27 protein-coding genes and 3 pseudogenes are annotated in these 24,515 nt (G+C 72.6%); 18 read left to right on the top strand and 12 right to left on the bottom strand.

What is annotated here, in order from left to right:
* Positions 1–40: 40 nt before the first annotated feature.
* On the bottom strand, positions 41–1,288 hold the full coding sequence (locus AB0A61_RS14430; RefSeq protein WP_361291371.1) for a family 16 glycosylhydrolase: 1,248 nt from the start codon (positions 1,286–1,288) through the stop codon (positions 41–43).
* Positions 1,289–1,417: 129 nt separating this feature from the next.
* Entirely contained in the window at positions 1,418–1,996 is a 579-nt protein-coding gene (locus tag AB0A61_RS14425) for a VanZ family protein (protein WP_361291556.1), read from the bottom strand.
* 251 nt (positions 1,997–2,247) lie between these two features.
* Here AB0A61_RS14425 and AB0A61_RS14420 point away from each other — a divergent pair, with 251 nt between their 5' ends.
* Genes AB0A61_RS14420 through AB0A61_RS14395 form a run of 6 tightly spaced genes read left to right on the top strand, consistent with a single transcriptional unit; the run spans position 2,248 to position 6,008 of the window.
* Entirely contained in the window at positions 2,248–2,430 is a 183-nt protein-coding gene (locus AB0A61_RS14420; protein ID WP_361291368.1) for a hypothetical protein, read from the top strand.
* Positions 2,427–2,879, top strand: a complete 453-nt coding sequence (locus AB0A61_RS14415) for a monovalent cation/H+ antiporter complex subunit F (protein ID WP_361291365.1) — start codon at positions 2,427–2,429, stop codon at positions 2,877–2,879. Before AB0A61_RS14420 ends, AB0A61_RS14415 begins: the two co-directional genes overlap by 4 nt.
* Entirely contained in the window at positions 2,872–3,135 is a 264-nt protein-coding gene (locus AB0A61_RS14410; RefSeq protein WP_361291362.1) for a hydrogenase subunit MbhD domain-containing protein, read from the top strand. Before AB0A61_RS14415 ends, AB0A61_RS14410 begins: the two co-directional genes overlap by 8 nt.
* A complete protein-coding gene (locus AB0A61_RS14405) occupies positions 3,132–3,872 on the top strand; it encodes an MnhB domain-containing protein (protein WP_361291359.1) in 741 nt (246 codons plus the stop codon). Before AB0A61_RS14410 ends, AB0A61_RS14405 begins: the two co-directional genes overlap by 4 nt.
* A 19-nt stretch (positions 3,873–3,891) precedes the next feature.
* The gene (locus tag AB0A61_RS14400) at positions 3,892–4,239 is read left to right on the top strand and encodes a sodium:proton antiporter (protein ID WP_361291554.1); all 348 of its coding nucleotides are present in this window, start codon (positions 3,892–3,894) and stop codon (positions 4,237–4,239) included.
* A complete protein-coding gene (locus AB0A61_RS14395; RefSeq protein WP_361291356.1) occupies positions 4,239–6,008 on the top strand; it encodes a proton-conducting transporter membrane subunit in 1,770 nt (589 codons plus the stop codon). The genes AB0A61_RS14400 and AB0A61_RS14395 overlap by 1 nt, the downstream gene beginning before the upstream one ends.
* On the opposite strand, the gene AB0A61_RS14390 is transcribed toward AB0A61_RS14395, so the two are convergent.
* Positions 6,009–6,671: a DUF4230 domain-containing protein gene (locus AB0A61_RS14390; protein ID WP_361291353.1), complete on the bottom strand. Its 663-nt coding sequence runs from the start codon at positions 6,669–6,671 to the stop codon at positions 6,009–6,011.
* A 232-nt stretch (positions 6,672–6,903) separates the two neighbouring features.
* On the opposite strand from AB0A61_RS14390, the gene AB0A61_RS14385 reads away from it, so the two are divergent.
* Entirely contained in the window at positions 6,904–7,956 is a 1,053-nt protein-coding gene (locus tag AB0A61_RS14385) for a ribose-phosphate pyrophosphokinase (protein WP_361291350.1), read from the top strand.
* Positions 7,957–7,977: 21 nt separating this feature from the next.
* On the opposite strand, the gene AB0A61_RS14380 is transcribed toward AB0A61_RS14385, so the two are convergent.
* Positions 7,978–8,358, bottom strand: a complete 381-nt coding sequence (locus tag AB0A61_RS14380) for an anti-sigma factor antagonist (protein ID WP_361291348.1) — start codon at positions 8,356–8,358, stop codon at positions 7,978–7,980.
* A gap of 299 nt (positions 8,359–8,657) precedes the next feature.
* Positions 8,658–9,608 carry an NADP-dependent oxidoreductase gene (locus AB0A61_RS14375; RefSeq protein WP_361291345.1) on the bottom strand — a complete coding sequence of 317 codons (951 nt, stop codon included), beginning with the start codon at positions 9,606–9,608 and terminating at the stop codon, positions 8,658–8,660.
* A gap of 71 nt (positions 9,609–9,679) precedes the next feature.
* On the opposite strand from AB0A61_RS14375, the gene AB0A61_RS14370 reads away from it, so the two are divergent.
* From AB0A61_RS14370 to AB0A61_RS14355, 4 genes and pseudogenes are all read left to right on the top strand, one after another.
* Positions 9,680–10,636 carry a helix-turn-helix domain-containing protein gene (locus tag AB0A61_RS14370; protein WP_361291342.1) on the top strand — a complete coding sequence of 319 codons (957 nt, stop codon included), beginning with the start codon at positions 9,680–9,682 and terminating at the stop codon, positions 10,634–10,636.
* 57 nt (positions 10,637–10,693) lie between these two features.
* Positions 10,694–10,870, top strand: a pseudogene (locus AB0A61_RS14365) (TetR/AcrR family transcriptional regulator); the annotation flags it as partial.
* 79 nt (positions 10,871–10,949) lie between these two features.
* A complete protein-coding gene (locus tag AB0A61_RS14360; protein ID WP_361291339.1) occupies positions 10,950–11,414 on the top strand; it encodes a pyridoxamine 5'-phosphate oxidase family protein in 465 nt (154 codons plus the stop codon).
* A gap of 75 nt (positions 11,415–11,489) precedes the next feature.
* Positions 11,490–11,882: a VOC family protein gene (locus tag AB0A61_RS14355; RefSeq protein ID WP_361291336.1), complete on the top strand. Its 393-nt coding sequence runs from the start codon at positions 11,490–11,492 to the stop codon at positions 11,880–11,882.
* Between the two features lie 119 nt (positions 11,883–12,001).
* Here the strand turns inward: AB0A61_RS14355 and AB0A61_RS14350 are convergent, their stop codons facing one another.
* Together AB0A61_RS14350 and AB0A61_RS14345 are read right to left on the bottom strand one after the other, a co-directional pair.
* Positions 12,002–12,301 carry a DUF4235 domain-containing protein gene (locus AB0A61_RS14350; RefSeq protein ID WP_361291333.1) on the bottom strand — a complete coding sequence of 100 codons (300 nt, stop codon included), beginning with the start codon at positions 12,299–12,301 and terminating at the stop codon, positions 12,002–12,004.
* 52 nt (positions 12,302–12,353) lie between these two features.
* On the bottom strand, positions 12,354–13,373 hold the full coding sequence (locus tag AB0A61_RS14345; protein WP_361291330.1) for a glutathione S-transferase C-terminal domain-containing protein: 1,020 nt from the start codon (positions 13,371–13,373) through the stop codon (positions 12,354–12,356).
* 264 nt (positions 13,374–13,637) lie between these two features.
* On the opposite strand from AB0A61_RS14345, the gene AB0A61_RS14340 reads away from it, so the two are divergent.
* Entirely contained in the window at positions 13,638–14,549 is a 912-nt protein-coding gene (locus AB0A61_RS14340) for a cation diffusion facilitator family transporter (RefSeq protein WP_361291327.1), read from the top strand.
* A gap of 157 nt (positions 14,550–14,706) precedes the next feature.
* On the opposite strand, the gene AB0A61_RS14335 is transcribed toward AB0A61_RS14340, so the two are convergent.
* Together AB0A61_RS14335 and AB0A61_RS14330 are read right to left on the bottom strand one after the other, a co-directional pair.
* Entirely contained in the window at positions 14,707–15,156 is a 450-nt protein-coding gene (locus tag AB0A61_RS14335; RefSeq protein WP_361291324.1) for a nitroreductase family deazaflavin-dependent oxidoreductase, read from the bottom strand.
* Between the two features lie 120 nt (positions 15,157–15,276).
* Positions 15,277–15,909: a LysE family transporter gene (locus tag AB0A61_RS14330; RefSeq protein WP_361291321.1), complete on the bottom strand. Its 633-nt coding sequence runs from the start codon at positions 15,907–15,909 to the stop codon at positions 15,277–15,279.
* 279 nt (positions 15,910–16,188) lie between these two features.
* On the opposite strand from AB0A61_RS14330, the gene AB0A61_RS14325 reads away from it, so the two are divergent.
* Positions 16,189–17,385, top strand: a complete 1,197-nt coding sequence (locus AB0A61_RS14325) for a cytochrome P450 (protein ID WP_361291318.1) — start codon at positions 16,189–16,191, stop codon at positions 17,383–17,385.
* 12 nt (positions 17,386–17,397) lie between these two features.
* Complete coding sequence (locus AB0A61_RS14320; RefSeq protein ID WP_361291316.1) at positions 17,398–17,598, top strand: ferredoxin; 201 nt, start codon at positions 17,398–17,400, stop codon at positions 17,596–17,598.
* 206 nt (positions 17,599–17,804) lie between these two features.
* On the opposite strand, the pseudogene AB0A61_RS14315 reads toward AB0A61_RS14320, so the two are convergent.
* A pseudogene (locus AB0A61_RS14315) lies at positions 17,805–18,141 on the bottom strand (TetR/AcrR family transcriptional regulator); the annotation flags it as partial.
* Positions 18,142–18,148: 7 nt separating this feature from the next.
* On the opposite strand from AB0A61_RS14315, the pseudogene AB0A61_RS14310 reads away from it, so the two are divergent.
* The 4 genes and pseudogenes from AB0A61_RS14310 to AB0A61_RS14295 all read left to right on the top strand — a co-directional run.
* Positions 18,149–18,325: pseudogene (locus AB0A61_RS14310) on the top strand (DUF1348 family protein); the annotation flags it as partial.
* Positions 18,326–18,354: 29 nt separating this feature from the next.
* A complete protein-coding gene (locus AB0A61_RS14305; protein WP_361291313.1) occupies positions 18,355–18,888 on the top strand; it encodes a flavoprotein in 534 nt (177 codons plus the stop codon).
* Between the two features lie 75 nt (positions 18,889–18,963).
* Complete coding sequence (locus tag AB0A61_RS14300; protein ID WP_361291310.1) at positions 18,964–19,932, top strand: aldo/keto reductase; 969 nt, start codon at positions 18,964–18,966, stop codon at positions 19,930–19,932.
* A gap of 405 nt (positions 19,933–20,337) precedes the next feature.
* Positions 20,338–22,602, top strand: coding sequence for a ricin-type beta-trefoil lectin domain protein (locus tag AB0A61_RS14295; RefSeq protein WP_361291308.1), 2,265 nt, complete (start codon positions 20,338–20,340; stop codon positions 22,600–22,602).
* 58 nt (positions 22,603–22,660) lie between these two features.
* Here the strand turns inward: AB0A61_RS14295 and AB0A61_RS14290 are convergent, their stop codons facing one another.
* Complete coding sequence (locus AB0A61_RS14290) at positions 22,661–23,182, bottom strand: universal stress protein (protein WP_361291305.1); 522 nt, start codon at positions 23,180–23,182, stop codon at positions 22,661–22,663.
* Between the two features lie 38 nt (positions 23,183–23,220).
* Positions 23,221–24,471, bottom strand: a complete 1,251-nt coding sequence (locus AB0A61_RS14285) for an arsenic transporter (RefSeq protein ID WP_361291552.1) — start codon at positions 24,469–24,471, stop codon at positions 23,221–23,223.
* Positions 24,472–24,515 lie beyond the last annotated feature (44 nt).

The following is a 24,515-nucleotide window of genomic DNA, read 5'->3' as shown; positions in this document are numbered from 1 at the left end:
CGCTGCCGGTCACCGGGCCGACCGTCGGCACACGGCCGCCTCAGCCGACCGTCCACTTCTGGTTGGCGCCGCCGGTGCAGGTCCAGATCTGCAGCCGGGTGCCGTTGGCCGAGTTGTTGCCGGTGACGTCCAGGCACTTGTCGGCCTGCGGATTCACGATGTCGTCGGCCGAGGAGACCACCCACTTCTGGTTCGGGCCACCGGTGCAGTCCCACAGCTGGACGGTCGAGCCGTCGGCGGTGCCGTTGCCTGTCACGTCGAGGCACTTGCCCAGTGCGCGCAGCGTGCCGTCCGCGCCGGCCGTCCACTGCTGGGCCGCGGTGCCGTTGCAGTCGTAGAGCTGCACCGGGGTGCCGTTGGCGGAGTTCGCGCCGGCCGCGTCCACGCACTTGCCGGCCAGGCCCCGGATCGCGCCGCCGGTGGGGGTGTTGCTCGTGGTCACCGACACCGAGTCGACCACCAGCTGCTGAGGGAACCGGGTGGAACCGTCGGGGTCCCCCGGCCAGTAGCCGCCCACCGCCAGGTTCAGGATGAGGAAGAAGGGCTTGTTGAACACCCAGGTCTTCCCGCCCAGGTCGGCCGGCGTGCGGCGCTGGTAGACGTTGCCGTCGACCGACCAGGTGATCGAGTCGGGCGCCCAGTCCACCGCGAACGTGTGGAAGGCGTCCGCGAAAGCCTGCCCGTTGGGCAGTGTGTAGGGGGCGCCTATGCCGCCGGAGCCGGAGTAGCCGGGGCCGTGGATGGTGCCGTGCACGGTCGAGGGCTCGTAGCCGACGTTCTCCATGACGTCGATCTCGCCCGAGTCCGGCCAGTTGACCGGCGTGCCGAGCATCCAGAAGGCCGGCCACATGCCCTGCCCGCGCGGAATCTTCATGCGGGCCTCGACATGGCCGTACTGCGCGGCGAACTTCCCGGAGGTGTTCAGCCGGGCCGAGGTGTACTGACAGGTGCCGTACCAGCACTGGTAGTTGTCCGGGTTCTCGCGGCGGGCGGTGATCACCAGGTGGCCCTGGCCGTCCAGGGCGGCGTTCTTGTTGCCCGACGTGTAGTACTGCCGTTCGTGGTTGTTGACGTTGTCGCCGGTCTCCGTCTGCCACTTGGCGGAGTCGGCGGCCGCGCCCGCGGGCCCGTCGAAGGTGTCGGAGAACTCCGAGAACTGCGAGGCCGTCACCGCCGCGACGGATGCGCTCGGCGTGTCCGCCCGCGCGGGGCCGATCGCGGCCGAGCCGGCCAGCACGGCGGACAGGGCCGCGACGAGACATCTGCGGAGCAGGCGTGGAGAAGCCACGACTCTCCCTTCCCGCGGCGGCCCGGGGCGCGGGCGCGCCGCACCGTTGTGGGGGGTGAAGGCGATGCCTCTTGATTTAAGGAGTGAACTAAGGCCTCGTCAAGAGTTTGGTACGGACCAGCCGCCCGTTCATGCCCGCTGCTTGCGCGCGTGCACCGCGCGGAAGAGCCGGCGCCCCAGGAGCAAGTAACCGACCAGCGCGCCAGAGGTGTTGAGGATGACGTCGTCGATGTCGAAGGCACGGCCGGTGATCAGGGCGCCCTGGGCGAACTCCACCAGAAGCATGACGGTCGCGGTCAGCAGCAGCACGCGCAGCGCCCCGCGCGCCCGCGGCGCCACGATCGGCACCAGCACCCCGAACGGAACACCGAGCAGCAGGTTCCCCCCGATCTGCTTGACCGCGTCCCGCAGCCCCGGCTCCTGAAGATAGGCCCGTAGCGAGCGGCCCGGATGAAGGTTGGTGTGGGCGATGGACGCCGAGGCCGGCGACGGCTCCAGCGTCAGCCGGGCCAGCACGACGGCGAAAGCCACCATGAAGACGAAGGCGCACAGCATCGCGAGCACGCGCAGCGGCCAGGCGAGCGGCCGGCGTTCTCCGGGGGACGGCCGGCGCGCGCCGGAAGCCGGCCGTCGTGCGCTTTCGGTCCGGGGTTTGCGGGGGCGGAATCTCCTGCGCGGGCGGAAGACGGTGTGCGAGCGCAGCGCCATGCGGGCCATGGGGTTCTCCATTCGTCAACCTGACTGAGTGCCAAGGCGGTTACCCGCGAACCGGCCGAGGATGCCGCGGCCCGGGGCCGGGCGGGCGCGGCCCGGGCGGTTTCCATTGCTGCTGTCGGGGCAACCGGGCTGTGACCCGCGCGCCGTCGCCCTCCCCGTCCCCGGGGCGGTGCTTGGATGCCGGGAAGCGGTGCACGGGGCGTGCGCCGGACATCAGAGAACCAGCCCGCGGAGGTGGCGTTGTGAACCGGCATACGGCGCTTCTCGCCGTGGGCGAGTTCCTGGCCTGGTGGGGCGCGCTCCTCGTGCTGTGGCTGGTCCTCATCAGCCCGGTGTACCCCCTCGAACTGGCCGTCGGCGCGGGCGCCGCAGGGGTGGGGGCGCTCGTGGCGCGGGCCGGACGGCGGGCGGTGGCGGGACGGTGAACGGCTGGATCCTGGCGGCGACGGTGGTGCTGGCCGGCGGCCTCGGAGCGGCCCTGTGGGGAGTCGCCACCGGTCCGCTGTCGCGCAGGGTCGTCGCCCAGAACCTGTCCACCGCCGTCGCCTGCCCCGGAGTCCTGCTGCTCGCCCAGGGCTACAGCCGCACGTCCTACGTCGATGTGGCGCTGGTCCTCGCCCTCCTCGGCCCGGTCGGCACCCTCGTCTTCGCCCGCCTGCTCGCCGGCGAACTCGCCGACGACCGGCCCAGCGCCTGGGGTCTGACCTGGGCGGCCGCCGCGCTCGGCGCGGTGGTGGTGCTGGTGCTGTGCGCCGTCACCGGACCCGGCCGGGCGATGGTGAAACTGCTGGTGATCGGAACGCTGCTGATCGGGGGCAACCTCATCGGCTCCCGAGCGCTGTCCGGCGGCTTCGCGGGGGTCCGCCGTGGCTGACGTGGTCATCGTCGTCGCGCTGCTGCTCGTGGCCGCCTCCGCGACCGCGGCCGTCGCCAACCGTGACCCCGCTCGCCAGGCCCTCGTACTCTCCCTCCTCGGCGTGTCCCTCGCGGTGCTGTTCACCGTGCTCCAGGCCCCGGACGTCGGGCTCTCGCAGCTGGCCGTGGGTTCGGCCCTGACACCGCTGCTCATCATGCTCTCGGTCCGCAAGGTCAGACGGCGGGCCGCCCGCACCCGGGACGGCGAGCGGTGACCCCGCGCACGAGGCTGTGGCTGGTGGCCGTGGGCGGCGCGGGGCTCGCCGCGCTGCTGGTCGCCGCCTGCCTGCAACTTCCCCCCTTCGGCGGCTCGCGGCACCCCTACGGCGACCGCGCCGTGCACGCCTCGCTGTCCCGGCACATCGCCAACACCATCGCATCCGTCAACTTCGACCAGCGCGCCTACGACACGCTGGGCGAGATGACGATCCTCTTCACGGCCGTCCTCGGCTGCGTCGTCCTGCTGCGACAGACCCGCGACGAACACCGCGCCCGGCCCGAACCCGCCCAGGTCGCCCGGCCCGTACGCCGCTACGCCCTGATCGTGCTGCCCGTCGCCCTGCTCAGCGGCCTCTACGTGGTCGCGCACGGGCAGCTCAGCCCCGGTGGCGGCTTCCAGGGCGGAGTCGTCGCCGCCACCGCACTGCACCTGATGTACGTGGGTGCGGACTACCGCGCCCTGGAACGCATCCGCCCGGTCGCCCTGTACGAGGTCGGCGACGCGCTGTCCGCCTCGTCCTACCTCGTGCTGGGCCTCGCGGGCCTTCTGGCGGGCACCGCCTTCCTGGCCAACACGTTCCTGCCGTACGGCACGTTCAACACGCTGTCCTCCGGCGGCACCGTCCCCCTGCTGAACGCGGCCATCGGCATGGAGGTCGCCTGCGCGGTCGTCGTACTGCTCGCCCGCTTCCTGGACCAGGCCGTCGAGATCGAGGAGGAGAGCGGGGAGTGAGAGCGCCGTGACCGCCGTCATGCACGTCTTTCCGTACCTGGTCGCCGTGTGGGTGTTCCTGACGGGCTGTTACGGCCTGGCCACCAGCAGGAACCTGATCCACGCCGTCGGCTGTCTGGCGGTGTGCCAGTCCTCCACGTACGTCCTGCTGCTGGCCGTCGGATACCGCGAGGGCGGCACCGCACCCGTCTTCTCCGACATCGCACCCGGCTCGCGGCCCCTTGTCGACCCCGTGGTGCAGGCGCTCGCCCTCACCGACGTCGTCGTCGGCGCCACCGTCACCGCCCTGCTGCTCGCGCTGGTCATTCAGGTGGCCAAGCGGCACGGCACGGTCGATCCGGACGAGCTGAGGGAGCTGCGCGGCTGATGCACCACCTGCTGCCGCTGCTGGTCGTCATCCCGCTGCTCGGGGCTTCGCTCCTTGTCGCCGGAGGCCGCCGGATGCCCCGCGCCGTCGCCGAGACGGTCGGCTGCGCGGTGTCCGGCGGCACCGCCGCGCTGGCCGTCGTCCTGCTGCTCAACTCCTCGCCGCCGCTCGTGGAATGGGTCGGCGGCTGGCTCCCGCAGGGCGGCGAGAGCGTCGGCATCGTCCTGACCGGGGACGGGGCCGGCCTCGGCATGGCTGCCCTCGCCTCGCTGCTGACGCTGTCGGCGCTGGCGTACTCCTGGCGCTACTTCGACGAGCCGCCCCGCGGCCACGCGGGGTCCTTCCCGGCCCTCATGCTGCTCTTCCAGGGCGGCATGTGCGGCTTCGCGATCGCGGGCGACCTGTTCAACCTGTTCGTGTTCTTCGAGCTGATGAGCGTCGTCGCCTACGCGCTGACCGGATACCGCATCGACGAGGCCAAGGCGGTACAGGGCGCGCTCACCTTCGGCGTCGTCAACTCCCTGGGCGCGTACGGCCTGCTCCTGGGCATCGGCCTGCTCTACGCCCGCACCGGCGAGCTGGCCATGGCGAAGATCGGGCGGGGGCTGGACACGGCGGCCGTCCCCGGCGGGCCCGACGCACTCGTCCTGGCCGGATTCGTCCTCGTCATGACCGGCCTGCTGGTGAAGGCGGCCGCGGTGCCCTTCCAGTTCTGGCTGCCGGACGCGCACGCCGTCGCCCCCACGCCCGTATGCATGCTGCTGTCCGGCGTCATGGTGGAACTCGGCGTGTACGGCGTCTGGCGCGTGTACGGGACCGTCTTCTCCGGGCCGGGCGGGATCCCGGCGGCCGACTTCACGCGGGCCATGGTGGTGCTCGGCGTGCTGACGGCGGCGGCGGGCGCGGTCATGTGCTGGTTCCAGCGGCACATCAAGCGGCTGCTCGCCTTCTCGACCATCGCCCACACGGGCCTGTTCGTGGTCGGCATCGGTGTCCTCAGGCCCGAGGCCGACGACGGCATCGCCCTCTACGTCCTCGGGCACGCGGGTGTGAAGGCCGCCCTGTTCGCCTGCGCCGGCATCCTGCTGGACCGCTACGGCAGCGTCGACGAGCTCGTCCTGCACGGCCGGGGCCGGCGGCTGCCGGGCGTCGCCGTCATGTTCGCCGTCGGCGGTCTCGCCCTGGCCGGACTGCCGCCGTTCGGAACGGGCCTGGGCAAGGCGGTCGCCGAGGAGGCCGTGGGTGGCCCGCTGACCGTGCTGTACGTCGCCGCGTCGGCCGTGACCGGGGGAGCGGTGCTGAGGGTCGCCGCCCGGGTGTTCCTCGGGCTCGGCCCCAGGCCCGAGGAACACCGGGAGTACGAGACGACGGGCTCCGGCGAGGAGCCGGAGACCGGGCACCGGATCACCCGGGTGCCCGACACCATGATGTGGGTGCCCGCGCTGCTGCTCGCCGCGGCGTTCGCCGTCGGCGTGGTGCCCGGCTTCGCCCGTCTGGTGGCGCACGCCGTCAACGAGGCCGGATCCGGGGGCGTCGTCACCTCCGTGCACTGGACGCCGGTCGGTGTCCTCCTGGGTCTGCTGTCGGCCGTCCTGGCCGTGGGGCTGGCGGGCGCGGCCGTCACCCGCCCGGCGCTGCTGACCGCACCCGGCTGGGTCCGGCCGCTCAGACGCCTGCAGTCCGGGCACGTCGGCGACTACGTCGCCTGGATGCTGCTGGGCACGGCACTGATCGGGGCGCTCGCCCTGCCGGGCGTGCTGGGCGCCTGATCAGGAGCCGTAGACGACATGCACCTCCTTGAAACCGAGGGACTTCAGCAGGCCTTCGAGCATGCCGGTGGTGTTGGTCTCGGCGCGCGCGGTCAGCCCGCTGTCCCTGGCCGCGTCGGCGATGTGCCGCACCGCGAGCTGCTGCACGGCGTGCTCGCTGTCGGGGTTGTCCGAGAACAGGTCGCCCAGACGGTCGAGCAGGCCGCGCTGCTTGGAGACGGCGTAGGAGTGGTCGGCGTCGAGGGCCGGCCTGCCCAGCCGCGCGTGCGGCAGCCGGAGCGTGGCCGAGGTGCGCTCGCCGTTGACCGTCACATCCTTGCCACCGACCCTGCCGAGGTCGACGTAGGCGTCCACGCTCCCCGCCCCGACGTACAGGGTGCGGGTGCCACGGATCGCGTCGGGCAGGTACTTGGAGTCCTTCTCCAGGTCCACGACGACCTGGAAGTCGCCGGACGCGGCCTCGTACCGGCTGAGGTCCTGGATGGACCTCAGCAGCGCGGGGCCCGTCCGGTCGTGCGTCTCGGTGCCGAACAGGTCCTTGATACCGGGGAGTACGGCCAGCCGGATGCCGGCGAACAGCACCGCCAGCACCACCACGAGGGCGCTCACCGCCTTCGCCCAGCCGGGCATGCGCCGGGGCAGTCGCCCGAGGGAAGTCGTCATGCGACGGTTCCTCCTTCCTCTCTTGGCCTCTCTTGGCGCATGCCCGCCAAAGCCCTTGCCAGACAGCCCCGTTGGCCGACGATGCCCTCCGCGCGACGGCCGCCCTCCGGCGCCGCAGGGCGCCGCGTGTTCCGGTCCGTCGTGGCGCGTCCGTGGCGGCGTGCCGGGAAGGGACCGGGCCTGGTCAGTAGCATGAGCCCGGCAGGCGGAGTGATCATGCGAGGAGCGGATCGTGCGAGACATCGCCGTGTTCAGCGGTAGCGCCCACCCCGAGCTGGCGGCGGAGGTCTGTGCGCACCTGGGCGTGCCACTGAGCCCCACCCGGGTGAGCCGGTTCGCCAACGACTGCCTGGAGGTGCAGCTTCAGGCCAACTGCCGTGAGCGGGACGTCTTCCTGATCCAGCCGCTGGTCAAACCGGTGCAGGAGCATCTCGTCGAGCTGCTGCTGATGTGCGATGCGGCCCGTGGTGCCTCCGCCGGGCGGATCACCGTCGTCATGCCGCACTACTCCTACGCCCGCTCCGACAAGAAGGACGCCCCGCGCATCTCGCTCGGCGGACGTCTCGTGGCGGACCTGCTGGTGGCCGCGGGCGCGGGCCGGGTCCTTGCCATGACCCTGCACGCGCCGCAGGTGCACGGCTTCTTCTCGGTGCCCGTCGACCACCTGCACGCCCTGCGTGAGCTCGCCGCGCACTTCCGGCAGTACGACCTGTCGCGCACCACCGTGGTCTCCCCGGACCTCGGCAACGCCAAGGAGGCGGCCGCGTTCGCCCGGATGATCGGGGCGCAGGTGGCCGCCGGGGCCAAGCAGCGGTACGCCGACGACCGGGTGACCATCAGCTCCGTGATCGGTGATGTGTCCGGGCGTGATGTCATCGTGCTGGACGACGAGATCGCCAAGGGCAGCACGGTCCTCGAGCTCCTGGACCGGTTGCGGGAGTCGGAGCCGCGCTCGATCCGCATCGCCTGCACCCACGGGCTGTTCGCCGAGGGCGCGCTCAAGCGGTTGGCCGAGCAGCCCGACGTCCTGGAGATCGTGTGCACCAACACCGTGCCGGTGCCGGTCGAGGAGCACTACCGGGACACCGGGGACACCGGGGACACCGGGGACACCGGGAACACCGGGAACACCGCGGACCGCTCGGACCCCGCGGACAAGGCCAGGCTGCGGGTGCTGTCCATCGCCCCGGCGCTCGCCGAGGCGGTGCGGCGCATCCACAACGGCGAGTCCGTCAGCGCCCTGTTCGACGCGCCGCGGAGCAAGCCGGCCCGGGGCGGTGAGTGACAGGGGGGCCGTGCGGGAGCGTCACACGGAGCCGGACGTGGCCTCGGGCTGGCCCAGGGCCGCGTCCAGCGTGGGGCGCGGCGGCAGCAGCCGGGCCAGGCCGGTGGCCTTGAGGATGCGCAGGGTGAGCGGATGCGCGCACACCAGCTGCAGCTCTCCGTCCCGGTCGAGCACCCTGCTCCGGGCCCGGTACAGCAGGCGCAGTCCGGAGCAGTCGAAGAAGTCGACCTGGCTGAGGTCGATTACCAGCCGGGCGCCGCGCCGCGCCGTCACCCGGTCCAGATACGGGGCGATCTGGGTCGCCGCGGCGATGTCGATCTCGCCGCGGAACTCCAGCACCGTGTGTCCGCGGTCCCGGTGGATGCGCAGATGCCGGGTGAGGGGCGCGGGTTCTTGCTGCACGACGACATCGCCTCCAACCGGGCGCTGATGCGGCGGGGTTCGGGCCCACCGGGGAGCAAAACCCTTCCCCGCCCTGCAAGTTACCCTCGTTGGAGTGAATTCCAGCATGTTCGGTTGACATATGTCTTCGATTTACGGCCGAGTCTTCCTGTGACTTGCGGGAACAGGCCCCCGAAGAGGCCTGCCACCCTCGGCCCCCGGCCGTCGCCTTCCGGCCTTCCCGGCGGCCGAGGCCACCGACTCCCGGCCTTCCCGGCGGCCGAGGCCACCGACTCCGGACCTTCCGGGCCTCCCCGGTCTCAGTCGACCAGAAGCACCAGCTTGCCCGCGGTGCGGCCGGTCTCCCCGAGCGCGTGTGCCTTGGCGGCCTCGGCCAGCGGGAAGGTCCCGGCGATCGTGGCGCGCAGCTTCCCCGCCTCGACCAGCTCCGCGATCGCCCTCATGCCGTGCTGGTCGGCGTCGACGAGCATCCGGATCGCCCGCACGCCGAGCCGCTCGGCCTCCTCGTGGAACTCCTCGGAGCCCACCGGCAGGATCGAGACCACGAGCCCACCCGGACGCAGCACCCGCAGCGAGCGGACGGAGGTGTCGCCGCCGATCGTGTCCAGCACGACGTCCACGTCCCGCACGGCCTCGGCGAAGTCGGTCGTGCGGTAGTCGATCACCTCGTCGACGCCGATCTCGCGCAGGAAGTCGTGCTTGCCCGCGCTCGCGGTGCCGATCACATGCGCCCCGCGTGCCTTGGCGATCTGCACCGCCACATGGCCGACCCCGCCGGCCGCAGCGTGGATCAGCACCCGCTGCCCCGCTCGCACCTGCGCCCGCTCCACCAGCGCCTGCCACGCGGTCAGGGACACCAGCGGCAGCGCACCCGCCTGTTCGTGGTCGATCCCGGCGGGCTTCAGCGTGAAGGCGCGGGCCGGACCGGTGACGTACTCGGCGTGCGACCCGTGGCCGAACGGGTAGGGCAGCATGCCGAAGACCTCGTCACCGGGCTTGAACAGGGCCACGCCGACACCCGTCGCCTCGACGACGCCGGAGACGTCCCAGCCGAGGACGAAGGGCGGCTCGCCCAGGAAGCCGCCGGTCGCCCGGTGCTTCCAGTCGGTCGGGTTCACCCCGGCGGCGCGCACCCGCACCAGCACCTCGTTCGGCCGCGGCGCGGGCCGCTCCAACCGTACTTCCTCAAGGACCTCGGGACCGCCGAGGACGTCCTGACTGATCGCGCGCATCGTGTTCTCATCGCTCATGGTCACTCAGGCTGCCCGGGCCCGCCCGGCAGGGAAATGGCATGATTGCCAACCTTCGATAGGATCGTGCCATGCGGAAGACGGAACGGGTCGTGGTCCTGGCCCTCGACGGCGCCTACCCCTTCGAACTGGGCATCCCCAGCCGGATCCTCGGCGCGGCCGACGGCCGGTACGAGGTGCTCACCTGCACGGTCGACGGCCAACCGGTGCGAACCAACGCGGACTTCTCCGTCACCGTCGACCACGGTGCGGACATCCTGGCCACCGCGGACACCGTGGTGATCACTTCCGTGCCGCCCGCGCGCCTCCCCGACGAGCTGTCGGGCGAGGTCGCCGCCGCGCTCGCGCGGATCCCCGCCGCCGCGCGGGTGGTCTCCATCTGCACCGGCGCCTTCGTCCTCGCCGCGGCGGGCCTGCTCGACGGTCGCAGGGCCACCACCCACTGGCAGGTCGCCGACCGCTTCCGGCGCACGTTTCCGCGCGTCACCCTCGACCCGGACGTGCTCTTCGTCGAGGACGGCCGCTTCCTCACCTCGGCGGGCGCCGCCTCCGGCGTGGACATCTGTCTGCACCTCGTGCGCTCGGACCACGGCAGCGAACTGGCCAACACGGTCGCCCGCCGCTGCGTCGTCCCGCCGTTCCGGGACGGCGGCCAGGCCCAGTACATCGAGCAGCCCGTGCCCGAGCAGGGCGCCGCGAGCACCGCCGCGACCCGCGCCTGGGTCCTGGAGCGCCTCGGCGAACCGCTCACGCTGGCCGACCTCGCCGGGCACGCCCGGATGAGCCTGCGCACCTTCGCCCGCCGCTTCAACGACGAGGTGGGCCTCAGCCCCGGACGCTGGCTCATCCAGCAGCGCGTGGCCCGGGCCCGCCATCTGCTGGAGTCCAGCGACCTGTCGGTCGACCAGATCGCCGGCCAGGTCGGCTTCGCCACCGGCGCCTCCCTGCGCCAGCACCTGCACTCCGCGATCGGCGTCTCACCGCAGGCCTACCGGCGTACGTTCCAGGCGGCGCGCCAGGCGCACTGACCGCGGCGCGGAGCTCCGCACCCGGGGCACCGACCCCGGCACAGGACTCACCGGCGTGCCGTGTGGCGGGCCCGCTACGCCCGGCTGCCCGCCGACACCCACCCGCACATCGCCGCCACGGCCCGTCATCTGGTCGCGGACATGCGGCACAGCGCCTACCCGGCGGCCCTGGACCTGCTGCTGAACCCGACGGCGGCGCGCCTGCGGGAGATCGGCTCGGGTGGGAGGTCCTGACGGTCACACTGGAGGACGTCCGGCCGTCATGACCGTACGACTGTGTTCCGTACGAAGACTTTCAGGAGGCTGTCCGACGATGACCCCACCCCCCGCACGTCCCGCGAGGCAGCGCAAGCTGGACACCCTGCACCGGCTGGAGCACGACGTCGACGCCTGGGTGGCGACGGCCGGTGACCGGGGCGCGGCCCCGTACCTCGTGCCGCTGTCGTTCCTCTGGGACGGCGCCACCCTGCTGGTGGCCACCCCGGCCGCGAGTACCACCGGCCGCAACCTCCTGGCGACCGGCAGGGCGCGGATCGGCATCGGGCCGACCCGGGACGTGGTCCTGGTGGAGGGTACCGTCGTGGCCGTGCCGCCCGCCGAGCTGCCGGAGGAGGACGCCGAGGTCTTCGCCGGCAAGACCGGTTTCGACCCGCGCCGGCTCGCCACCCCCTACCTGTACTTCCGCATCCTCCCGCAGCGCGTGCAGGCCTGGCGTGAGGCCGACGAGCTGGAGGGGCGTGAACTCATGCGGGACGGACGGTGGTTGGTGGCCGACTGAATCCGCGGGGCCGGGATATCCGCAAGGTACGGGGCGGCGGGGCACGACACCGCCGCCGGATCTCTCGGAGGAGACATGCCACTGGTGACCGCGGGTGTCGTGGTGCTCGACTGCGCCGAGCCCGAGAAACTCGCCGTGTTCTACAAGGAGTTCCTCCAGGCGGAGGAGATCGGGGCGACCGCCAATCTGGTGGAGATCAGGGGCGCCGACGGGATGCGCATGGCCTTTCGCCGCGACGCGAACGCGACCCCGCCGAGCTGGCCGCGCCCCGAGAACTCCCTCCAGGCCCATCTGGACTTCCTGGTGGAGGACTTGGACGCGGCCGAGCGACGGGTCGTCGAACTCGGCGGGCGCCTGCTGGAGGCGAAGGACGCGCCCGGCCCGTACGAGGAGCGCGGCTGCTCCGACCCGGCCGGCCACTCCTTCACCCTCCGCCGCGCCCGCCCGGCCGGCCCCAAACGGGGCTGAGACACGGGCCGTACCGCTCACGTCGTGCGGACGGCTTGGCGTCGAACCGGCGCCTCAGCCCGTTGCGGGTTGAGGCGGCGTCGGTTCACGGGGCTCGGCCCCGGGCGGGACGGGGGGCGTCAGTCCCGGCCGCCCCTGTCCTTGGTGGGCCACACTCCGGTGGAGCGTTCGATGGCCTTGGCGCCCGCGCGGTCCACGGCGCTGCGCACGACGGCGAAGATGGCGCCCTGAACCGCTGCGGCCAGCAGGATCTCGCCCCAGCGACGGTTCTCGTCGAGCGCGTCGGGGGCGTCGTCCTCGTGCCGGATGGCCTTCCACGTGGCGCGGAACGCCATCCCGGCCAGCGCCCCACCGGCCCAGCCCAGCACGAACCCGACGGGCTGGTAGGCGAGCGAGAGCTTGTTCTTCTTCTTGGCCACTTGGTTCTCCTTCGCGTATGTGTGCGGTCGAGTCGGGAGAGCGGGGCGCTGGTCAGGGCCGGCCCCGCGCGGGCACCTCCTCACCGGCCCGTACGGGACCGGGCGGTGTTCCCTCGCCGAAGGGACGGCCGCCGAGTTCCTCGCGGTGATGCGGTGTCAGCCAGCCGGACAGGTCCGGCCCCAGGGGCACGATGCCGGTCGGGTTGATGCCGGTGTGCACCTGGTAGTAGTGCCGCTTGATGTGGTCGAAGTCCACGGTGTCCCCGAATCCGGGCGTCTGGAACAGGTCACGCGCGTACGCCCACAGCACCGGGTTCTCCGTCAGCTTCCAGCGGTTGCACTTGAAGTGTCCGTGATAGACGGGGTCGAAACGGACCAGAGTGGTGAACAGCCGGATGTCCGCCTCGGTGATCGTGTCACCGACGAGATAACGCTGACCGGCCAGGCGCGAAGCGAGCGCCTCCAGCCGGCGGAACACGTCCGCGTACGCGGCCTCGTAGTCCTCCTGGGTGGAGGCGAACCCGGCCCGGTACACGCCGTTGTTCACGTCCCGGTACACCTCCGCCATCACCGCGTCGATCTCGTCGCGCCGGGCCGGCGGGTACAGGTCGGGGGCTCCGGGCCGGTGCAGCCCGGTCCACTCGGTGGCGAGGTCGAGGGTGATCTGCTGGTAGTCGTTGGTGACCAGCCTGCCGCTGGGCACGTCGACGATCGCGGGCACGCTGACGCCGCCCGGGTAGTCCGACTCCCGGCGGTCGTAGGCCTCGCTCAGGAAGCGGATGCCCAGTACGGGGTCGCGGCCGTCGGCGTCGAGGGTGAAACGCCAGCTGCGGTCGTCCTGCAGGGGATCGACGATCGCCAGCGACAGCGCCTCCTCCAGGCCGAGCAGCCGCCGGGACACCACCGCGCGGCTCGCCCATGGACAGGCACGGCTGGCCACCAGACGGTAGCGACCGGCCTCCACCGGCCAGCCGTCCCGGCCGTCCGCGGTGATCCGGTCCGCGAAGTGGCTCCTGGACCGTTTGAAGGGCTTGTGCCCGTAGGCGCTGTTGCCCTCGCGCCCCTCGCTCATGTGTCCTCCCTGCCCCTGTTCTGCCCCAGTTCGTACCTGTTGCCCCGGTGATTCTGTCTTGGGGCACGCCTTCCCCGAATTCCCCGGACGGCACGGTGTGAGCCGCGACGGCGCGGGCATTCGGCGAACGTGAGCGGTACACCCACGGAGCACACGACGGACGGCGGTACGCAGCGGGACACGGAAGGGACCGCGCGGGCGACGGCAGGAGGGACGGCAGGAGGGACGGCAGGGCGGGGATCGGACCACCGGACACGCGTCACGGTGCTGGTGGCGCTCACGGCGAACCTGGTGATCGCCGTCGCCAAGGCCGTCGGGGGCCTCCTCGCGCACTCGCCCGCGCTGCTGTCGGAGGCGGCCCACTCGGTCGCCGACAGCCTGAACGAGGTCTTCCTGCTGGCCGCGCTGCGTCGCAGCCGGCGCCCGGCGGACCGGCGCCACCCCTTCGGTTACGGCAAGGAGCGGTTCTTCTGGTCGCTGCTCGCCGCCGTCGGGATCTTCGTCATGGGTGGCTGCTTCTCCGTCTTCCAGGGGTTCGAGGCCCTGCGCGGCGGTGCCGGGGAGAAGTTCGGCGGCTATGTGGCGGGCCTGATCGTGCTCGGCGTCGCCCTCCTCGCCGAGGGCGTGTCCCTGCTACGGGCGCTCCACCAGGTGCGCCGGCAGGGCGGCGGCCTGCGCGACCCGGCCCTGCGCACGGTCGTCGCCGAGGACGGCACCGCGGTGCTCGGCGTGACCCTCGCCCTGATCGGCATGGCGCTGCACATGGTCACCGGACAGGTCGTGTGGGAGGCCTCCGCGTCGCTGGCGATCGGCGTGCTGCTCGGCTACGTCGCCTACCGGCTGGGCCGCGACGCGCGCGACCAGCTGATCGGGGAGGCGGCCGACCCGGCACTGAGCGGCCGGATCAGGAGCCTTCTGCAGGCGCAGCCCGAGATCGACAGCGTGGAGGCGCTGTTCACGATGAAGATGGGCCTCGACTCCGTGCTGGTCGCCGCCCGCATCGACCTGGCGCCCGGCCTGGACAGCGAGTGGGTCGAGGAGGTCGCCATGCGCATCAAGGGCTCGATCGCCCGCACCGTGCCCGAGGCGGACCAGATCTTCCTGGACGTGACCGACCGGCCGGCCGGGAACGAAGGCGAAAGCCCCGCCGCGACGGGGGAACGCGGCGGGGCCTAGCCGTCGCGTGCCCGGCGGTCGCCGGTTCATGCCTCCTGGGCCCGGACAATTTTTCGGGCCATTTTCCGGACCACTTTCCGGGTTGTTGTCCGGGCCGGCCCGGACCGGCCGGAGAAGCCCGGACCGGGCCGGAGAGGCGGGAACCGGAAGGGATCGATCAGTGCCCGTCGGCCGGTTCCAGCACGAAGACCGGGATCTCCCGCGAGGTCTTCTCCTGGTACTCGGCGTACGGCGGGTAGGCGGCCACGGCTCGCTCCCACCACTCGGCCTTTTCCGCTCCGGTGACCTCGCGGGCCGTCATGTCCTGCTTGGCCGGCCCGTCCTGGAGCTCGGCCCGGGGGTCGGCCTTGAGGTTGAAGTACCAGACCGGGTGCCTGGGCGCGCCGCCCTGGGAAGCCACCACGGCGTAGCGTCCGTCGTGCTCCACGCGCATCAGCGGCGTCTTGCGGATCCTGCCGCTCTTCGCGCCCCGGGTGGTCAGCACGATGACAGGCATCCCCGTGTCCATCAGTGTCGTGCCCTTGGTGCCGCCGGAGCTCTCGTACAACTCGACCTGCTCGCGCACCCACTGGGTCGGGCTGGGCTCGTACTCACCCTGGAGGGGCATGTCGTCCGTCCTCTCGTCGCATGCTGTGACTGATCCGGCACTGCCATTCAACATCGGTCCCGGCCCGTTTCATCCCTGCCGCGTGCACCGGACGGCGGTGCCGGGCGGCCGGACACCGCCTCACGCCGGTGGCACCAGCATCCGCACCGCCAGCACCGTGGTCACACCGCTCGACACGAGTGCCGTGACCAGCCTGCCCCGACGGCCCGTCAGGACTCGTCCGAGCAGCGCGCCGCCCCCGGCGATCAGCAGCTGCCAGCTCGCGGAAGCGGCGAAGGCGGCCAGGACGAACACCCCCTGATCCAGCGGCCGGCCGGCGACCGCACCGCCGGAGCCGAGCACCAGCGCCGCGAAGTAGATCACGGTGGTGGGGTTGAGCAGAGTGATCCCGAGCAGCCCCAGGTACGCCCGGACCGGGTTCGGCGGGGCCGGGTCGGACCGGCTGGCGAGCCGGCGCTCGCGGTACTGCCGCAGGGCGGTCGTGGCGCCCCGCACGGCCAGCGCGGCCAGCACCAGGGCCGAAGCCCAGCGCAGCGGCTCGAGCACCGGCCGCAGCGCGGCGGTCAGGGCGAAGCCCCCGAGCGTGGCCAGCAGGGCGTACACGCCGTCGGCGGTGGCGACGCCGAGCGCGGCGCAGCCGCCGGTCCGCAGGGACGTACGGGCGCTCAGGGAGACGAGGTAGGTCGCGACGGCGCCGACGGGCACGGCGATGCCGTACCCCGCGACGAGTCCCGCGACGAGCGGCGCGGTCACGACCGCGCCGGACCGGGCCTCCACGGGCGGCCGGGCTGCTGCTGCCGTTTTGCCAAGGAGGCGGCGGCGGACACCAGCGGCAGGGACACGTCGATCGTGGGCATGGCCGGATCATGCGCCCCGCAGCGCGCCGGAGGCAACCGGATTACGATGCGGAAGAGGCGCTTCCAAGCCAGATCCCGCAGGTCGCCGATCTGGCCGAACTTCGCGTCGCCCTATAGGTGCCTCGGGCATCTAATGAAGATCGGCAAGCCGAACTCTTCGCCTGCGAGGTCTTCCATGACGGAACTGTCGCAACCCGTCGCCTTCCCCCAGTCGCGCACCTGCCCCTTCCACCCGCCCGCCGGGTACGACCCGCTGCGCGCCACCCGGCCGCTCGCCCGCATCGCCCTGTTCGACGGGCGCCCGGCCTGGCTCGTCACGGGACACACCCTCGCCCGGGACCTGCTCACGGACCCCCGCCTGTCCACCGACCGCACCCGTGACGGCTTCCCCGTGACCACGCCCCGCTTCGCCGCCGTCCGCGACCGCAGGACCGCGCTCCTGGGCGTCGACGACCCCGTGCACCGCACCCAGCGGCGGATGATGATCCCCCGCTTCACGCTCAGGCGCGCGACCGAACTCAGGCCGCGGATCCAGCAGATCGTCGACCGGCTGCTGGACACGATGATCGCCCAGGGGCCGCCCGCCGAGCTGGTGAGCGCCTTCGCGCTGCCCGTGGCCTCCATGGTGATCTGCGCACTGCTCGGCGTCCCGTACGCCGACCACGAGTTCTTCGAGGAGCAGACCCGACGGCTGCTGCGCGGCCCGACGGCCGCCGACACCCAGGACGCGCGGGACCGGCTGGAGGAGTACCTCGGCGCCCTGATCGACACCAAGCACCAGAAGCCCGGCGACGGCCTGCTGGACGAGCTGGTCCAGCAGCAGGGGCGCGACGGCACCCCCGACCGCGCCGAACTGCTCGCCCTGGCGATCATCCTGCTGGTCGCGGGCCACGAGACCACCGCGAACATGATCTCGCTGGGCACCTACACCCTGCTCGAGCACCCCGATCGGCTGGCCGAGCTGCGCGCCGACCCCGCCCTGCTGCCCGCCGCGGTCGAGGAGCTGCTGCGGATGCTGTCCATCGCGGACGGACTGCTGCGGCAGGCCACCGAGGACATCGAGGTGGCCGGAGTGACGATCCGGGCCGGTGACGCCGTGGTCTTCTCGACCTCCGTCATCAACCGCGACGCGGACGTCTACCCGGCGCCGGACACCCTGGACTGGCACCGCCCGGCCCGCCACCATGTCGCCTTCGGCTTCGGCATCCACCAGTGCCTCGGCCAGAACCTCGCCCGCACCGAGCTGGAGATCGCCCTGAGCGCGCTCTTCGACCGGCTGCCCACGCTCCGCCTGGCCGCCCCGGCGGACGAGATCCCGTTCAAACCCGGCGACACGATCCAGGGGATGCTGGAACTCCCCGTGACCTGGTAAGAGGCTGCCGCCATGCGCATCCACATCGACAAGGACCGCTGCATCGGAGCCGGCCAGTGCGCCCTGACCGCCCCGGGCGTGTTCACCCAGGACGACGACGGCTTCAGCACCCAGCTGCCCGGCCGGGAGGACGGCGGCGGCGACCCGATGGTGCGGGAAGCCGCCCGGGCCTGTCCGGTCGGCGCCATCACGGTGTCGGAACCGGCCGAGTGAGGCCGGGTTCCGGGACGTCCAGCATCCCGCCGGAGTCGGCGCAGCCGCTCCGGGGCGGCGACCACCTCGTAGGAGACGATCCGCCCGCCCTCGCAGGGACGCGAGGCCGCGGGGCCGGGCAGCCGCGGGTCCGGACGGGGGGAGTGGCCGGGCGGAGGAGTGGCCGTTCTGGGGGTGCGAGGGGGTTCGAGCCGGTCGGCCCGGCCTCAGGCCCGGCCTCGGTCGGCCCCGAGCAGGAGCCGGGCCGCCTCGCGGGCCTCGCGGGCCGGTTCGCTGCTCGCGGACATGCCCGCGGTGACCATCGCCCCCTCGGCCAGCAGGTACAGCTGCCCGGTCAGCGCGGCAGGCCGGCCCGCCTCCGTCACCAGCCCGGCGAGGTACTCCCGGAACGCCTGCTTGTGCGCCCGGACCTGAGCCGCCACGCGCGCCGAGGTGGCGCCGAGCTCGCCGTAGGAGTTGACAGGCGCAGCCGCGGAAGTCGTCCTCGGCGAACCACCGCTCCAGCCAGTCGAACACGGCCAGGATCCGCTGCACGGGGTCCTCCTGAGGCGACGCCGACGGCCGGTGGTGGCGGTCGTACGGCAACGAGCTGTGGGAGTTCGACGAGCACGGCCTGATGACCCGGCGCGAGGCGAGCATCAACGACGTGCCGATCGAGGAGCGGGAGCGGCGCATCCTCGGACCGCGCCCCGAGGCGGAACACGGGCGGTCCTTCCCACTGCGGTGAGGCCGGCGGCCGTTCAGTAGGGTTCCCGGGTGACCGAACAGGCCGAGAATCCCTTCCTCTACGTCGTCGTATGCGGCGCCGGTGTCGCAGACGACGTGAGCAAGTTGATCACCGCCGCGCAGGAACGGGACTGGGAGGTCGGTGTCATCGCCACTCCGGTCGCGATGGGCGGCTTCTTCGACACCGCCGCCGTCGAGGCGCAGACCGGCCGCCCCGTCCGCTCCGCCTGGCGCGCCCCTGGCGACCCGCGCCCCTTCCCGGCACCCGACGCGGTGGTCGTCGCGCCCGCCACCTTCAACACCGTCAACAAGTGGGCCGCGGGCCTCGCCGACACGCTCGCCGTGGCCACCCTGTGCGAGGCCTGTGGCCTCGGCGTCCCGGTCGCCGCCCTGCCGTGCGTCGCCGATGCGCTGGCCGCCCACCCCGCCTACCGGGAGAGCCTCATACGACTGCGCGGGATGGGCGTCCGGTTCGGGGAACCGTACTCCGGCGAGACCGAAGAGGGCGGTCTCCGTCCGGAGTTCGGCTGGGAACGGGCGCTGGACCTGCTGGACGGGCGTTAGTGCGGCGCACGGGCGTGGCACACGGACCCGCATAGGCTCTTCCTGGTAGCACCGCCGAAGGCAGGAGGAGCAACGATGCAGTACGTGAAGCTCGGTTCCACGGGCCTGGACGTGTCGCGGATCTGTCTGGGCTGCATGACCTACGGTGTGCCCGACCGCGGAGTGCACGAGTGGACCCTCGACGAGGACGCGGCACGCCCGCTGATCCGGCGGGCACTGGAGGCGGGGATCACCTTCTTCGACACCGCCAACGTGTACTCCGACGGCACCAGCGAGGAGATCGTCGGCCGGGCGCTGCGCGACTTCGCCCGCCGGGACGAGATCGTGCTCGCGACGAAGGTGCACGGCCGCATGCGGCCCGGACCCAACGGCGGCGGGCTGTCCCGCAAGGCGATCATGACCGAGATCGACCACAGCCTGAGCCGCCTCGGCACCGACTACGTCGACCTCTACCAGATCCACCGCTGGGACCCCGGCACGCCGGTCGAGGAAACCATGGAGGCGCTGCACGACCTGGTGAAGGCGGGCAAGGTGCGCTACATCGGGGCGAGCTCGATGTACGCCTGGCAGTTCTCCAAGGCCCAGTACACGGCACAACTGCACGGCTGGACCCGCTTCGTCTCCATGCAGAACCACTACAACCTCCTCTACCGCGAGGAGGAGCGGGAGATGCTGCCCCTGTGCGAGGACCAGGGAGTCGGTGTGCTGCCCTGGAGCCCGTTGGCCCGCGGCCGCCTCACCCGGGACTGGGGCACCACCACCGAGCGCAGCGAGCGCGACAACTTCGGCAGCCGGCTCTACCCGGAGGGCGACCGCGCCATCGTCGAGACCGTCACCCGGATCGCCAACGAGCGGGGCGTGCCGCGCGCCCAGGTCGCCCTCGCCTGGCTGCTGCACCAGGAGGCGGTGACGGCGCCCGTCGTCGGCGCGGCCAGGCCGCAGCACATCGAGGACGCCGTGGCCGCCGTCGACCTGCAGCTGAGCGACAAGGAGATCGACGCGCTGGAGGAGCCCTACACCCCGCACCCGGTCAGCGGCCACTGAGCCCGGGCGTGTTCCCGGGAACGTTACGGAATGCCACCCTGTGCCTACCGTGCAGCCCACGGCGCCGTATTGAGCGAGGTCTGAAAAGGTACGGGAGGGCCCGAATCCGCCACCGCAATTGACATACCGATCCAGGCGTAATGGCTTAGGCCCTTCTTATTGACGGATGGTCAATTGGTCGCTCTCGCCCGTGCAAAGCGCGAAAGTGCCGGATGTCTTGTTCCACTCCGCTGACCTGTGCAAAGGTGTGTGTTGTCGGCGCGCAGACCATGGGTGCCCGCTGTGCGCAGCAGGCCGCTCCCCGCCGCCACGCTTCACAAGGGCTTTGGCAGGCGGACGTTCGCGATGCCGCCACCTACCCCCTGGTATGGACTGTTTCCGCGTTGCGTCTGGAGGAATACGGCCGTGAATGCCCCGGGCCTGTCGAATTCTCCGAAGCCGCCTCGCCCGTTCGAGACCACGGACGAGCAGCTGAGCGCCGAGCTCAGGAAGTGGACGGGCGCCACGCCCGCACTCCACCCCGTCGGCGAACTGCTGGACCGGCACTGGGAAGCGGCGTTCGCCTACGCACGGCTGTGCACCGACGGCCCGCGCCCCGCGGGCATGCTCACCACCGCCGCGTTCACGCGCCTGTTCGGCGACTCCCTGCGGCAGTCCGGACCCGGGGCGGCATGGCGGCCGCAGCTGCTGGTGACCGTGCGGCGCATCGCGGCCGAGTGGGGCGCCGACCACCGGCGGGAGATGCTGCACCCGGATCTCGTCTCCGCGGCCGCCGACGGTGACCGCATTGCCGCACGGCTGCTGCCGCCGACCGGCCGGCGCCTGCTGTCCCGCGCGTTCCAGCGACTGCCCCAGACGGGCCGCGCCCTGCTGTGGCACACCGAGGTCGAGGCCGAGCCCCTCGTGACACCGGCCGGGCTGCTCGGCCTGGACGAGGAGGCCGCGCGTGTCGAACTCCGGCGGGCCCGCGAGCGGCTGCGCGAGGAATTGCTCCAGGCCCACCGCGAACTCGCCCCCGAACAGGACTGCCTGCGCTACTTCCGGCTGCTGGACGTGACCTACCGGCGAGGCGGCGTCCACGTCGATCCCGATCTCGACCAGCACCTGGCCGGGTGCGCCCACTGCCGGTACACCGCAGACCAGTTGGGCCAGTTCAACACCGACCTCGGCACCGCACTGGCCGAAGGGATGCTCGGGTGGGGCGCGCGGGCCTACCGGGAGCTCTGCCTGGGCGGCGTGGAGGCGGCCGCACCCGCGACCGACGCGGAGCCGGTGGAGACCGAGCCGGCTCCGGCCCCCACCATCGGCGAGCTCTTCGCGCCCTCGCCGCCCGCCGCGCCGATCGGCGGTGAGTCCTTCACCTCCGCACGGTCCGCCGCGCCCACCGGGGGAGAGGCATTCGCGTCCGCCTGGTCGGACGTGCCGACCGGCGAGGAGATATTCACTTCGGCACGGTCCGGCGCGCCTGCCGGGGAAGAGACATTCGCTTCGGCATGGTCCGGCGCGCCCACCGGGGGAGAGACGTCGGCGTCCGGATGGTCCGCCGCTCCCGCCGGTGGGGAGCCCTTCGCGTCGGTTCCGCTCGCCGAGCCGGTCGGCGGTGAGTCCTTCACCCCCACTCCCTCCGGTGAGGCTTTCGTGCCCGGCCCGCGCGGCGCAGCCGCCGTGGACGAGCAGTTCACCGTCGGCGCCCCCGCCGCGCTCGCCGGGGCGACGGCATCGAGGGTGACGCAGGCCCCGGCGCCCGGGCGGCGCACCGCCGCCCGCAGGTCGGCTCAGCAGGCGGCCCGGCGGGCCGCCCGCCGCAACCTCACCCTCGCCGTGGCAACGGTGAGCGCACTGGTCGTCCTGCCGCTCGTCCTGTGGTCCGCCCTCGGCTCCGGCGACGGCCCCGCCCCGAGTCCCGACGGCCATCCCTCCGGCACACCCGGCTCAGCCTCCGGCACCTCCACCTCCCACCCCTCCCGGGTCGGGGCCGGCAAGGCGGGCCAGGGCACCCTGCGCGGGCGGCTGCACAACGTCGCGTCCGGGCTCTGTGTCGGCATCGTCGGGAAGAAGGCGGTCAAGGGCGCGGAAACCGAGCTCGCGACCTGCTCCTCGACGCCCGGCCAGCAATGGGTGTACGAGACGGACGGCCTGCTCCGCAGCGCCGCCGCTCCCGACCTGTGTCTGGACTCCCACCTCGGCTACTCGGTCCAGCTCGCCCCCTGCACCGGCGCCGCCCAGCCGGGCGGCGCGAACGTCCGCTACGACTTCACGCTCCAGGGCACCCTCGTTCCGCGCTTCGACCAGAACCTGGCGCTGACTCCGGCGGCCACCGACGGCGCCGGCGCCCTCGTACTGAAGAACCGGGCGAAGAGCGACGTCCAGCGCTGGACGATCGACACCTCACAGCCCGACCTCCGGATGGAGATGGTCAACTGGGGTGCGGGCAACGGCACTTCGACGCACCCGGAGCCGCCCGCCCCCGGCCCCTCCCGGTCCGGGCAGCCGTCGGCCCCGGCGACACCCTCTGCCGACGCGACACCGCCCGGCGCGCAGCCGACGTATGCCGCCCCGTACCCCACCGATGCCTGTCCGCCCTACGGCTACCCGTGCTCGTCCGACCCGCGCAGCGGCTGGCGCAGCGGCCATGGATACGGCTCCGGGTACGGCCGTCGCGGCCGCTGAGCGGCATCAGTCGTGCGGCATCAGCCGAGGCATTGTTTGCGGCATCAGCCGAGCGGCATCAGTGGTGCGCCGGTGGCGGAGGGGGCGGCAGCGTGGTGAGGTCCGGTGCGGGCTCCGGCCACACCAGGAGCACGGGGCGCGGCGCGTGGTCCACGGCGAACCGCGCCGCCGGACCCAGGCTCCGCGGGCCCAGCCGGTCGCGGTCGCCGTCACGGGCCAGCACCAGCAGGTCGGCGCTCTCGGCGGCCGCGACCACCTCACGCTCGACGGGTCCGGTGCGCTCCATACGGCTGCACGGACGCCCCAGCCGCGCGGCGGCCGCGCCGAGCAGTTCGGCCGCCGAGGTGCCCGAGAGGTCCGTCAGCCGGTCACCGGGATCGCTGCCCCAGCCTTCGGCCGGGTGGTGCTCCCGGGGGTGCCCCCGGCCGAGCAGCCCGGCGAACGCGCCGTGCGCCACGTCTGGCACCTCCGGCCCGCTCACGTGCAGCAGCACCACCTCCGACGCGTGTGGCGCGTACGTGCGTACGGCGTCGACACAGGCGGGCCAGGTGCCCTCGACGAGCCAGACGATCACGCGCACGGCGGCCTCCCTCTCCCTCCCTCATCCTTCTTCGAGTCTCACAGCACCTGCAGCGAACCCCACAGTGCCACCACGGCCGGGACGAGGGCGGCCGGTACGGCCAGCAGACCCAGCCGGGTGAACTCCTTCAGGTCCACGCCGTGTTCGTGCTGGTGTACGATCCGCCGCCACAGCAGGGTCGCCAGCGACCCGGCGTAGGTGAGGTTGGGGCCGATGTTCACGCCGAGCAGTACGGCCAGGACGGCACCCGGCCCGGCCGGAGCGGTCAGCGGAAGCAGCACCAGCACCGCGGGCAGGTTGTTGATCAGGTTGGCCAGGACCGCGGCCGACGCGGCGATCCCCAGCAGCGCGGGCAGCCCGGTGCCGGTGGGCAGGACGTGCCCCAGCACGTCGGCGAGCCCGTTGTCGACGACGGCGCGGACGACGATGCCGAGCGCCGGCACGAAGGCCAGAAAGGCCGGTGCGGCGGCCCGCACCAGGCTCAGCGGGGCGGCCCGCCGCCGCACGACGGCGCGACCGGCCAGGACGAGCGCCCCCGCCAGCGCGGCCCACACCGGTTCGATGCCCAGCGTCGAGGCCACCACGAACCCCGCCAGCGTGCAGGCCACGGTGACCAGGGCGAACAACGGCAGTTCGGGCGGCTCGGCGGAAGCGGACTGCGGTGCCGAGGCCGCCAGGTCATGCGCGAAGAAACGGCGGAAGACCAGGTACTCGGCACCGATCGCAACCAGCCACGGCAGTGCCATCAGCCCGGCGAACCCGGTGAAACTCAGCCCGCTCGCCGCGAACGCCAGCAGGTTGGTGAGGTTGGAGACCGGCAGCAGCAGCGACGCCGTGTTCGACAGGTGCGTGCACGCGTACACGTGCGGCCTGGGCCGTACGCCGGTCCGCGCAGCGGTGGCGAACACGACCGGCGTCAGCAGCACGACGGTGGCGTCAAGGCTGAGGACGGCGGTGATCGCCGAGGCCAGCGCGAACACCGCCGTCAGCAGCCGCACCGGCCGGCCCGCCGCCCTGCGGGCCATCCACGCCCCGCATGCCTGGAACAGCCCCTCGACGTCGCAGAAGTGGGCGAGCACCAGCACCGCGGCCAGAAACCCGACCACCGGGCCCAGCCGCTCCGCCTCCTGCCGCGCGTGGTCAAGCGGGATCGCGCCGCTCGCGATCACGATCCCGGCGGCCGGTACGGCCATGACGGCCTCCGGCCATCCGAAGGGCCGGACGACGGCCCAGGCCAGCACGGCGACGAGCAGGACGACGGAGAGGGACTCGGCCAGCGGGGTGTTCAGGACTCGGTCCTCCGGACGCGATCAGGTGGTGCACGCCCCAGCAA

Origin of the sequence: Streptomyces sp. NPDC046197 (assembly GCF_040646295.1) — a bacterium.
Taxonomy (GTDB): Bacteria; Actinomycetota; Actinomycetes; order Streptomycetales; family Streptomycetaceae; genus Streptomyces.
Note: the sequence above shows the minus strand (reverse complement) of the source record. Positions and strands in the feature narration are given on the sequence as shown.